The organism is Anaerococcus sp. NML200537 (genome assembly GCF_026131715.1).
Classification (GTDB): domain Bacteria; phylum Bacillota; class Clostridia; order Tissierellales; family Peptoniphilaceae; genus Anaerococcus; species Anaerococcus kampingae.
In genome coordinates this window covers 1-12,014 of sequence record NZ_JAMXSL010000026.1, presented here as the reverse complement: position 1 = coordinate 12,014, position 12,014 = coordinate 1, and the positions used below count along the sequence as shown (strand labels likewise).

The following is a 12,014-nucleotide window of genomic DNA, read 5'->3' as shown; positions in this document are numbered from 1 at the left end:
GTCTTTATTCGATATTAATCTAATGGATTATAGGAAAATTTTCCTTGACATTATTTCCTATAAGTTTTACAATTGATGTATACAAGGGAGTTCTTTCTAAGATCTGAGAGGAGGTTATAAACCTCGACCTTACCTGATTTGGGTAATGCCAACGTAGGGATGTGTACAAATTTTACTCACTCTTATGAGAGCTTATTAAGACAGGCCTTGCTTGTCTTATTTTTTTGTAAATTTTTAAGAAAGGAAGATTCTTGCCGAAAATCGGCAAGCTTGCTAGGCAAGTAAAAATAATAAGCGTTAGATTGGGGGCACCACCTTTTATCGCTATAGAAAACAATGTAAGGAGATTTTTATGACAGAAATGAAAAAAGCATTGACCATTGCGGGTTCAGACTCCAGTGGAGGCGCCGGTATCCAAGCAGACATCAAGACTATGACAGTAAATGGGGTTTTTGCCATGAGTGCAATTACAGCCTTGACTGCCCAAAACACAACCGGCGTAAGTGATATTTTAGAAGCAAGTCCAGAATTTTTGAAAGAACAATTGGATTCGGTTTTTACGGATATTTTTCCAGATGCAGTTAAGATTGGCATGGTTTCATCAAGTGTCCTAATCGAGGTAATTGCAGAAAGACTTATCCATTATAAGGCCAAAAATATTGTTGTAGACCCAGTCATGGTTGCAACAAGCGGGGCAAAATTATTACAAGATGATGCCATCAAAACCCTTGAGGATAAGCTCTTTCCACTTGCAGATGTCCTAACACCAAATATCCCAGAAGCAGAAATCCTAATCGGTAGGAAAATTACTTCTGTAGAAGATATGGAAGAGGCTGCTAAGGAGATTTCATCCAAATATAAGTGCGCAACTCTCTTAAAGGGCGGCCATGCCTTAAATGATGCCAATGACTACCTCTATGCAAAAGGGGAAGGCAAGTGGTTTGATGGCAAGAGAATTGATACAAATAATACCCACGGAACAGGGTGTACTTTGTCATCAGCAATCGCCTCTAACCTTGCCAAAGGATATCCAATGGATGAAGCAGTCAAAAAAGCCAAGGATTATATCTCAAAAGCCCTTGCAGCAGGCCTTAATTTAGGTAAAGGCTCAGGTCCAATGAACCACGCCTTTGATATAAAAGAAGAATACAAGGAGGTCTATGATGAAAAAGACTTCTAATTTTGAAAACGGCCTCATCTGGTTTGGGGCTGGGGTTTCCATAGCGGAAATTATCACAGGTACCTATTTTGCACCACTTGGCTTTAAAAACGGACTTATGGCAATCCTCATCGGCCATTTGATAGGGGCTATCCTTTTATATTTGGCAGGCATAATAGGCGGTATGAGCGAAAAATCAGCCATGGAGACAGTTAAGATGTCCTTTGGTCAAAAGGGAGGTCTATTTTTTGCCTTTTTAAATGTATTGCAACTTGTAGGATGGACTGCCATTATGATCTATGACGGGGCGATTTCAACATCTCACGTCTTTGCCACAAGCCACATCTTTTGGGCCCTAGTGATTGGACTTTTGATCTTAGTTTGGATAAAAATAGGAATTTCAAATCTTGGAAAACTAAATACAGTTTCCATGTCCCTCTTATTTATTCTAACTATCGTCCTTTCCTTTAAAATCCTAAAGGGAGTTGACTTTATGTCAGAAGCCAGCAAAGATGCCATGAGCTTTGGCCTTGCAATTGAGCTTGCCATAGCCATGCCTATGTCTTGGATGCCACTTATTTCTGACTACACTAGAGAGGCAGAAGACCCAAAGGCTGCAACGCTCACATCAACTCTAACATACAGCCTTGTATCAATTTGGATGTATGTGATAGGAATGGGCATGGCCCTTCTTACAGAGGAAAGCGACATAGCCATGATTATGGTTAAATCAGGCCTAGGCCTTGCTGCCATGCTGATAATTATCCTATCTACAGTTACAACCACCTTCCTAGATGCTTACTCTGCAGGTATCTCAGCCGAATCCCTATCAAAAAAAGTGAACGGCCAAAAGATAGGCATAATTGTCACAATCATAGGCACAATTGGGGCGATAATTTTCCCAATGGATGATATAACAGACTTTCTCTACTTAATAGGTTCTGTCTTTGCTCCAATGATTGCAGTCCAAATCGCAGATTATTTCATAATAAAAAAAGATGTCACAAGTACAGACATCTATGTCAAAAATATGATAATTTGGCTAATTGGCTTTATAATCTATAGGATGCTCTTAAAGATGGATATTTTTATAGGCTCAACCATAGCTTGTATAGTAATTGTTATCATCCTAAAAGTAATCGCAGAAAAAATCATAAAAGACTAAATAATTATAAGCAAAAACTGACCCAAAAGTTCAGTCAGATTGTAAAAAGTCTGGCTGACCTTAAAAGGTCAGTTTTTAAGTGGATATTTTATTTGAAATCCCAAGAAGTTTTCTTATCTTCTTCGGTGATTTGCCTATAGACCTTACAAGGGTTGCCGAAGGCCAGGCTATTATCAGGTATGTCCTTATTTACAAGGCTGCCTGCTCCTATTACTACATTTGATCCGATACTAACCCCTGGCATGACACTTACATTTGCCCCAAACCAGACATCATCGCCTACTGTAATTGGGTGGGCATATTCAAGACCCTTATTTCTCCTATCCTTATCTATAGGATGTCCTGCTGTTGAGAAGGTACAATTTGGGGCGATAAAGACATTATCTCCAAAACTAACCTTTGCTCCGTCAAGGATTATGAGATTGTGGTTGGCATAAAAATTTTCCCCAATAGAAATATTATAGCCATAATCGCAATAAAAAGGCCCGGTAAAGAAGAAATTCTCTTTAGTTTTTATCCCTAGGTCGTGGATTATTTCCCTAAGGAGCTTTTCATCTGATGGAAGGCTTGTATTGTATTTAAAGCAAAGTTCCTTGGCCCTTAGCCTGTCTATTTTTAATTCCTCATCGTAATTAGCATCATAAAGGATGCCCTTAAGCATTTTTTCTTTTTCAGTCATGGTTTTCCTTGTCAATTTCTCTTATAGATATGTCATAGAGGTCTTCGTAGAGGTAGGATTTGTCGATTCCTTTCATGAAAACTTCTCTATCTTCTATTTTATCTGTGAGTGCAGATTTTAAAAGATGTTTTATTTCAAGTGTATTTACAACAGATCTCTCCATAGCGGAAAGATAGACAAACTTATCAATCTTGTCCCAATCGATGCATTTAGCTAGGTTTTTCTTTAAGATAAGGTCAAGCCAAATCCTAATCGCCCTTCCGTTTCCCTCACGAAATGGGTGTGCCACGTTCATTTCTACATACTTATCAATAATCTCATCAAAACTATTTTCTGGCATTTTTTCAATGATAGATAGATTGGACTCTAGAAAAAGAAGGGGGGCAAAGCGGAAAGAGCCCTTAGATATATTTACAGTCCTGATTTTTCCAGCAAAATCAAAGACATCTTGGAATAGGTAGGCGTGGATATCTGCTAGGGATTTGAAAGTACCCACTTCAAAATCATCTATAAGGCCAGTATCCCAAAGCTCTATGGCTCTTTTTTTGCTCAAATATTCTTCATTCTTGTTCATAGGCCCTCCTTTTTTATAAATTATACTCTTAGGAAATCAAAAAAGCAGACCCTAGGGTCTGCTAATCTTAGGCTAATTCCACCTTGTGGAAGTTTTTCTTGCCTTTTATTATTATTCTATGAATTTTACAATGCTTGTTCCTACTAAAAAATCCATTAAGAGCATCTCATCATTTTTAATTTTACCTATATAATTTCTCTGACCATCATTTTCTATATCTTTAAGAACTATTTGAACTTCACCAGCATAGTGTTTATAATTATCATTTACGATAACTATATCACCTGGAAGGAAAGTTTTTTTCTCATTTTCTCTAGGTTTGATGGATAAATCAGGGTTGAATCGTGACATTCTTGAGCGCCATATAAATTCTGAATCATCTCCTAGGGCCATATGAGGCTCAAAATTAAATATTATTTCTCTTTCAACATTACTAATATCATCAGAAATATCAGGGTTAATCTTTATAATTCTTGGATAATCAAGATTAAGAATACCGTGTTCAACTAGCATATTTATGATAGGCATATCTTTTTTTAATTCATAACCTTCTATAGTTTCTGAAAGGGTTCTTAATTCGTTTTCGCTAGCGTAAGCATTTCCAATAAGTATATCATCTACCATACCACTAGCGAGTAAAATTCTTGCTTGAAGTCCAATATCAAGATCTCTTAATCTTTCTACTGTAGGAAGTCCATACTTGGCATCCCAAACTCCATGAGTTGGGTTATTGTTTGAGCTAACAAATGCTCCTATTTTAACATTAGCCAAAGACTTTATCTTCTTATTTTTTTCTAAGAAACCATCCCAACTTAAACCAGTATATCTTTGTGGGTAAAAGTTGTGACATATTAGAAAATCATCTTTTTTTGCCCCTGCTTTTAATAAGCCTTCAACTATCTTTTCAGAAGAGTTAAACTCTATTTTTATACCATAAGGATTATTAACAAGAATATAGTCTTTTTCTCCGCCGTAACTTAAATCCATTCTTAGAATGTCTACATCAATATCTCTAAATACTGATAAATCCTCTACACTTGCTCCTAGCCTTTTGAATAAATCTGGATTTACATCTAATGCAACTTGCATGTCATATTTATGTGCATAATTTATTAAATCTTTAAAATAATTGAGCACTTCTTCTTTGCTACCTTTAACAGAGAACATGCTAGAGAAAATTCTTTTGAATCCATACTTAGATGCCAATTTAATATATTTTTTTATATCTGCTATATCACTTACATCAGGATATACTGATATTCCAAGATTATGTTTCATTATTTATCCTTTCTATAGTTGTTTTTTTAATTTATTTTCTTTTTCTAGTTTTTCCATTTCTTGTTCTTTTTTAATAAGATCTTTTTCATATATTTTATAAAATGGATACCAAACAAGCCACATAACAGGTAACATAACAAATGGCATTATTGCATTCCTTATGTCTAAAGTATTCATGAAACCACCAACGCCCATTGGTAATAGTGCAAAGACAAGAATATGTGGTAATGAGATTAATTGAAAATGGTATGCTAGGTATAAGAAAACCATATAAACAATCGGTGCAAGTAAGAATGGTATCATGAGTATAGGATTATACATTATAGGAAATCCAAATACGACTGGTTCATTTATACCAAAAATACTAGGTATTAGAGAAGCTTTAGATACAGCTTTAATTTGTTTCGATTTACTTTTTAGTCCCATTAATACTATTGGCAATGTGTTACCTGCACCACCAACAGATCCGTTTGCCCCAAATAAGAACATAGCACTGTAAACTAGAGGTAGACTTTGTGCTGCAAGTTCAGAGTTTGTTGTATATGCAGCTATTAAAGGAACCATTACTACAGACATTATTATTGAAGTTCCATGGATTCCGAAAAACCAAAATAGTTGCGCTAATAATAGAATAACTACCATACCAGCAGTTGATTCTAAATATTTTACAGGATATGCTAATAAAAATGTAATTAAACTTGAAAGAGTGAAGGCACCTTTTGATATATAGCTGATTAATAAAGTTAACCCATACCATACAATTATATTTAATAAAGCAGGTATAACTGAGTTAAAACCTTCGATAACTCCTTGCGGAACTGATTCAGGCATTTTTATAACAAGATTTTTATCTATAGCAAATTTAGTTATTCTTACTGATAATAGACCTATTATAATTGCTATAAATAGTCCTTTTGCTCCTAGATTATCTATATTTATAACGCTTATTGCACCAGCTTCACTTTGAATAGTTTCTATAGGTGCGGCAACTAATATATAACTTATTATCGCAATGAATCCAGCTTGAACAGGGGATGATTTTACTTTTAGTTTTTGGGTGTATTTATGAGCTAAACTAAATGTCATAAACAAAGCTAGAATTCCCATCGTAACCTTATATGGCATATATATTAATTGATATATAGGATTATCAGGGGTGATTTTAAAAGCTATACCTATTATGGCTACTAGTATTTGAACGATTGCACCAATTAATATGATTCCCATATTTGAACTCATTCCGGTGGATATGGTTGAAAAAGATGGGCTTTGTGATAATTTTTGGCTTAAATTTCTTAACCATATTATGAATCTACTATTTGCAAACTTTTCAATTTGTTTTTGCATGATATTCTCCTCTATTGTGTTATATTTTTGGCCAGATCAACAACTTTTTGGCTATCTGCAAGTGCATATACCATTGGTTCTATACAAGCAACAGGTATTGAAACGTTTTCTTTAATTTCATCAAGTGCATAAGCGATTTGTGGTCCAAGTAATATACAGTCATAGTCTTCCCAAATATCTGTATATGCTTCCTTACCTGTGGCTTCAATAGTTATATCTTCTTCATTCTCTTCTGCCCATTTTTTAACCTTTCCCATGATAATACTTGTAGAAAATCCTCCGGCACAAACTAGTAATATTTTCATTTTTTCTCCTTTTTTTTCCTCTTTATTTAATTGATAATTAATTTTGTCTTTAATAAGTTCTCCTAAACGATTTATAGAATTTTCAATTGGTATATATAGATGTTCAGGAATTGAAAGTAATTGATTTTCATTTAAATGGTAATCACTTATTATTACGTCTTTATAATTCATTATTTGCGGGCTCAGAAGGTATAAGTCATAATCATTTTCCTTTAACGAGTTAATTCCTTTACCTAAATATGCTGAACTAACAATTATATCATCTCCATAATTTTTGAATTTATTGTTAAGTTTTCTAGCAATTATTGAGCTAGACATACCAGCTGAACATATAAGAATTATTTTTTTCACTTAATTATCCTCTATTAATTTTTTTGTAAATTGAAATAAATTCTTCTGCTAACTCTTTTACTGTCATTGCATTCATTAGATGATCTTGAGCGTGGACCATCAACAAGCTGAGCTCAACTTTCCTGCCCTTTATTTCCTCTTCAATTAATTTTGTTTGTATTTTATGGGCATTTAAAAATTCTTGATTAGATTTTTCTAAAAAATCATATGAATTTGCTAAGTTATTATTTTTAGCACTCTTTATAGCTTGCATGGCTAAAGTTCTTGCGGAACCAGCATGAGCTATGATAGTCATAATAATTTCTTCGTAGTTTAAATTCTCTTCCATAAATACCTCCTTTATCTCTATGTCTATATTATCTTATAAAAACTTTTAAATGTTAAGGCAAACTTTTTCATAAAAAATGAAAAAAAATCTCAGCCCAAAATAAATTAGGTATTTCTTTTGGGTTGAGATTACTTATGAAAATAATTTTATTATGTCATTCTTATTTTTTGAATATAGAATCTTATTTACATTTTCTATATTATCAGTAAATTTAAATATTCTTTCATATAAATCATCTAAGCTATCGACTTCATTTTCACCTAAGCATAAAAATATTATAATTCTGACAAAATTATTTCCCCAATTAACCCTATTTTTTAAAATCCCTACGGAGATAAAAGTTTCTTTGGCTATAGGTTTAATAGGATGCGGAACAGCAACTAAATTTCCATAGTCGGTATTTGCTATATTTTCTCTTTCTAATATATATTCGTACAAATTATGATCTTTTTTTATTCTATAATTTAGCTTCGCAGACATATATTGTAAGATTTCATCTTTATTATTAAAATCAAGATCTAAAAATATGTCATCAGCATTTAGATATTTTTTTTGGGAATTTAATTCTTTTTTATTAATAAATTTTTCGATTTTTGAAAAATCACTCTCTCCTAATATATCATTTATAACTATACAAGTTTTAGTAGAATTATTGTTAAAAGGAACTGTAGAAATTATTATGTCATAATCATCATCACTGAATTTATCTAAATTATAGTATTGACTTACACCGACAATTGTAATCCTTTTATTAAACTTAGATTTTAATTTATATTTTAAAAGTTGAGAACTTCCAACACCTGTAGTGCAAACCAGAAGGACTCTTAACTTTGGAGCATTTAGTTTATATCTTTCAATTGCAGCCCCAAAGTGAATTGTTATAAATCCAATTTCATCTTCATTTAAAACAATATTAAAGGTGTTATTTAATATTTGAGATTCATTGTAACATGATTTAAAAATATCTGGATAGTTTAGTTTTATAGATTCTAACAGGGGATTTCTTATGCTCATATTATTTTTCAATCTGTAAATTGCAGGCTTCAAGTGATTAACTAAGCCATAGTATAGTTGAGAATCACCTTCGAGATCGCAATCTAGTGATGATTGTACATTAGTTATTAATTTTTTGCATGTCATATCTAATAGACTAGATTCACATGAGCTACATTTTTCTGTAACCTCACTATCAAAGCTTAACCTAGTTCCAATTAAGTGCATAGTTATATAATCTAGCTCTTCTTTTGGAAATTTAATATTAAACTCATTTTCTAAATCATATACAATTGATTTAGAAATCAAATATTCATTAAATTCTGATAAGTCTTCAGGCATATCAATTGTTAGATAAATATTTTTCTCGATTCTTTTCATAGCTATTATTAAGTGAACTATAAGATTGTTCATTGCTAAATCTGAAAGCTCGATATCAGATTTCTTTACATTATCAATTATTATATGTCGCACTAAGCTTATTTTATTTTGGCTATAAGAAAGAAGTTTTTCGCCAATATCTTCGAAATTATAAGTTTGAGAAGTTTTATAAATTATGTCAGATATAGCATTTCTAATTAATTTTTCATCTCCAGATATCTTCATACCATAATTTGCTTTAAATTTTAATTTTAAGTTGTAATTCTCTAAATCTTTTTTAACTTGTTTAAGGTCATTTTGAATTGTTGATTTACTAATAAACATTTCGTCTGCTAAATCGTCTAGTTTAATATAATTTTCAGCATATAAATAAGCTAATTTAATATATAAAATTCTATCTTTAGGTTCATTAAAATTAAAGCTGTCAAAAGAAAAGAAATCGTTTTTAAAAATTTTCTCATCTATCTCATTTACAAATGTTAAAGAATAAGAATTGTCTTTTAATTTTTTTATTGAGGAATTATATTTTACTAAAAAATTATTTATTTTTGATATATCATTTCTAACGGTTCTTTGTGAAACTTTTAGAAAGTTAGCTATATCTTCTAAGGACATATTCCTATTTAATAATTCATTTATTAGTTTGCTATGTCGAGTATTCATTATATCACCTAATCCTACTATACTAATTTTATATGAAAAATCCCCTAAATCAGGAGACTTAGGGGATTGTCTTAGGCTAATTCCACCTTGTGGAAGTTTTTCTTGCCTTTTTTGATTATTATTCTATTATCTTCAAAGATTTCTTCTGTTACTTCAAAGGCTGGGTCTGTGATTTTTTCGTCGTTGATTGATACGCCGCCTTGTTGGACTGTTCTTCTTGCTTCACCGTTTGATTTGGTTAGGCCTACTTCTGTCATTAGGGCTAGAAGGCCTTTTGGTAGGTCAGATGCAGAAATTTGTGTGGTTGGCATGGCACTTTCATCGCCTTTGCCTGAAAATAGGGCTCTTGCTGCGGATAGGGCTTCATCTGCCTTGTCCTTGCCATGAACTAGTTTTACTACTTCGTAGGCTAGGATTTCTTTGGCCTTGTTGATTTCTGCTGCATCTGTTGCTGATCCTAATTTCTTACATTCTGCTGTTGGTAGGAAGGTTAGTTGAAGGAGGAATTTCTCCACGTCCCTGTCATCGACATTTCTCATGTATTGGAACATTTCATATGGTGAAGTCTTCTCTTCATCTAGCCATACAGCTCCCTTTTGGCTCTTGCCCATCTTTACTCCATCTGCTGTTGTAAGTAGGGAGAAGGTCATACCATAAGCCTTACCATCTTCGTGTTTTTTGATTAAGTCCACTCCACCGATGATATTTGACCATTGGTCAGATCCACCCATTTGAAGGGTTACGTCATTGTCCCTATACATTTTTAAGAAGTCGTAAGATTGCAATAGCATATAAGAAAATTCAAAGAAGGTTAGGCCGCCTGCTGCAAGTCTATTTTTGTAGGCATCTTTTTTAAGCATTTCACCTACCAAGAATTCGCTTCCTACATCCCTTAAAAATTCAAGGAATTTAAGGTCAAGGAGCCAATCCTTGTTATTAAGCATGGTTGCCTTGCCGTCAGAAAAGTCCAAGAATCTTTGAAATTGCTTATAGAAGCAGTCAGCATTGTGGTCGATTCTTTCAACTGTCATAACTTGGCGCATATCGCTTCTTCCAGATGGATCACCGATTAGGGTTGTACCTCCACCAAGAAGGGCAACTGGCTTGTGGCCGTAGTTTTGCATGCGCATCATAACCATAATTTGGATAAGGTGACCAACTGTAAGTGAATCTGCTGTAGCATCAAAGCCACAGTAGAATTTCACAGAATCATTTGCAAGGATTTTTTTTAGTTCTTCTTCGTTGGTGGCTTGTTCATAGTAGCCACGATCTACTAGTTCATCAAAAACATTATCGTATTCTTTTTCGTAAGTAAATTTCATCTTTTTTCCTTTCTTAAAATAAGCACAAAAAAAGAGCATAAAAGCGCAATAAATGCGGTACCAGCTTTTTTTATACTCTGCATATGGGACAGGCGCCCATATTCGCCTTAAACAAAATGAAAGTGTAAGTTCAGATAAGTTATTTCAAACCATCCTACTGGAATTCATTGTAAGTTTTATTCTTACATCTACTTAACGCCTGTAAATGTTTTTTGTCAAATATTGACAATTTAGCCTGATAATTTATTATTGAAATAACAAAATCGGGGTATATTTATAATAAGTAGATACGAGAAAAAAAGAAAGGAGATACCATGAAAAAGAAACTTATAGCATGTGCTCTTATGGTCGCCATGCTAATGCCAAATGTGAGTGTCTTTGCTGATTCTAACAAATACACAGGCGAGGGCTTTGGTAAGGGTGATTATTCTTATGAAGATGGGATGTATTTGCCAGCCCTATATCATTTTGGTGTGACAAAGGGCAGACAAGTCCACCCATTTGGGGAAAGCAAGGTTGGAAAGATTTCTAAAGAAGAAAAGCAAGAAATTTTGGCAAGACCTAAGGTAAAAAACTTGATCAAGGCCTACAATTCTTTTTACCAAACCATCATAAAATGGTACAAATATGGTGATAAGAGAATCGACAGGTGGAAAGAAGTCAAAAATATGACAGATCCAGTTTTTGGTAAATTAAATAAGGCACAATTTTTAAAGATTTATACCACTGGGGCTATGACCCTCCAAAAAGTACGTGACTATTTTGATTATATGGGTCTAGTAGAAAGCGACTACACATATCAAGAGACACTTAAAATGATCGATAGGCCAGAGCTAAGTTTTGAAAATATAATCTCTTGCGGAGAAGGGGACGATATAAATTATAATCAAGGCATATCAAGCCCTAAATTAGATGCTCAAAGCAAAGAGCTTGCCGATAAGAATTTGGTAGACCTAGTAGAAAAAACCTTACAAGGAATAGGTGGTTATAAAATAGAAGCTCCTGTTGAAATCCTAGGCAAGTCTGACAAGGGAGCCTATGATGAAAGGCTATTTATTGAAACTTATTTGGTAAATGATAAGTCACAAATTCTCTTTCAAGTAGCAGGCAAAGGCTCTAAAGTTTTAAATGATTACAGGCTTCCTGATAAGAAAAAATCAAAAATTAATGGTCAAGATGTGATTTTATCAGCCTATACAGGTGGAAATTTATATAGGGCAGAGTTTAAAATTCTTGATGATAACTATGTCATAGAAACAAAAAACCTATCAGAAGATGATTTCTTGTGGACTGTAAAGAAAATCATGGATAATATTGTAAATATAGCAGCCCTATCATCAGTAAAGGGGCTGTTGCAAAAGTCCTAACATAGAAAAAGACGAGGAAATTAAACATCCTCGTCTTTTTCTGATACAATGTATTTATGAAACAAAATAGTAATACATCATCATTAACTAATCTTACACTAG

11 protein-coding genes and 1 riboswitch are annotated in these 12,014 nt (G+C 33.2%); of the genes, 3 read left to right on the top strand and 8 right to left on the bottom strand.

The window, feature by feature from the left end; all coding sequences use genetic code 11:
• The first annotated feature begins 73 nt into the window (after positions 1 to 73).
• Positions 74 to 178, top strand: a riboswitch (TPP riboswitch).
• Positions 179 to 361: 183 nt separating this feature from the next.
• A complete protein-coding gene (thiD, locus tag NH288_RS07850) occupies positions 362 to 1,180 on the top strand; it encodes a bifunctional hydroxymethylpyrimidine kinase/phosphomethylpyrimidine kinase (protein WP_265214466.1) in 819 nt (272 codons plus the stop codon).
• Complete coding sequence (gene cytX, locus NH288_RS07845; protein ID WP_265214445.1) at positions 1,164 to 2,324, top strand: putative hydroxymethylpyrimidine transporter CytX; 1,161 nt, start codon at positions 1,164 to 1,166, stop codon at positions 2,322 to 2,324. The genes thiD and cytX overlap by 17 nt, the downstream gene beginning before the upstream one ends.
• Positions 2,325 to 2,412: 88 nt before the next feature.
• Here cytX and NH288_RS07840 read toward each other — a convergent pair whose 3' ends face one another.
• The 8 genes from NH288_RS07840 to tyrS form a co-directional block, all read right to left on the bottom strand.
• Complete coding sequence (locus NH288_RS07840; protein WP_265214443.1) at positions 2,413 to 3,003, bottom strand: sugar O-acetyltransferase; 591 nt, start codon at positions 3,001 to 3,003, stop codon at positions 2,413 to 2,415.
• Positions 2,996 to 3,577: a protein adenylyltransferase Fic gene (gene fic / locus NH288_RS07835; protein ID WP_265214441.1), complete on the bottom strand. Its 582-nt coding sequence runs from the start codon at positions 3,575 to 3,577 to the stop codon at positions 2,996 to 2,998. The genes NH288_RS07840 and fic overlap by 8 nt, the downstream gene beginning before the upstream one ends.
• A 111-nt stretch (positions 3,578 to 3,688) precedes the next feature.
• Positions 3,689 to 4,855, bottom strand: coding sequence for a MupG family TIM beta-alpha barrel fold protein (locus tag NH288_RS07830; protein ID WP_265214439.1), 1,167 nt, complete (start codon positions 4,853 to 4,855; stop codon positions 3,689 to 3,691).
• A gap of 12 nt (positions 4,856 to 4,867) precedes the next feature.
• Complete coding sequence (locus NH288_RS07825; RefSeq protein WP_265214437.1) at positions 4,868 to 6,202, bottom strand: PTS sugar transporter subunit IIC; 1,335 nt, start codon at positions 6,200 to 6,202, stop codon at positions 4,868 to 4,870.
• A gap of 11 nt (positions 6,203 to 6,213) precedes the next feature.
• A complete protein-coding gene (locus NH288_RS07820; RefSeq protein WP_265214436.1) occupies positions 6,214 to 6,858 on the bottom strand; it encodes a hypothetical protein in 645 nt (214 codons plus the stop codon).
• 4 nt (positions 6,859 to 6,862) lie between these two features.
• Entirely contained in the window at positions 6,863 to 7,186 is a 324-nt protein-coding gene (locus NH288_RS07815; RefSeq protein ID WP_265214435.1) for a PTS lactose/cellobiose transporter subunit IIA, read from the bottom strand.
• A gap of 132 nt (positions 7,187 to 7,318) precedes the next feature.
• On the bottom strand, positions 7,319 to 9,223 hold the full coding sequence (locus NH288_RS07810; RefSeq protein ID WP_265214433.1) for a BglG family transcription antiterminator: 1,905 nt from the start codon (positions 9,221 to 9,223) through the stop codon (positions 7,319 to 7,321).
• Positions 9,224 to 9,294: 71 nt separating this feature from the next.
• A complete protein-coding gene (tyrS, locus tag NH288_RS07805; RefSeq protein WP_265214432.1) occupies positions 9,295 to 10,545 on the bottom strand; it encodes a tyrosine--tRNA ligase in 1,251 nt (416 codons plus the stop codon).
• A gap of 314 nt (positions 10,546 to 10,859) precedes the next feature.
• Here tyrS and NH288_RS07800 point away from each other — a divergent pair, with 314 nt between their 5' ends.
• Positions 10,860 to 11,912, top strand: coding sequence for a hypothetical protein (locus tag NH288_RS07800; protein ID WP_265214430.1), 1,053 nt, complete (start codon positions 10,860 to 10,862; stop codon positions 11,910 to 11,912).
• Positions 11,913 to 12,014: the final 102 nt, after the last annotated feature.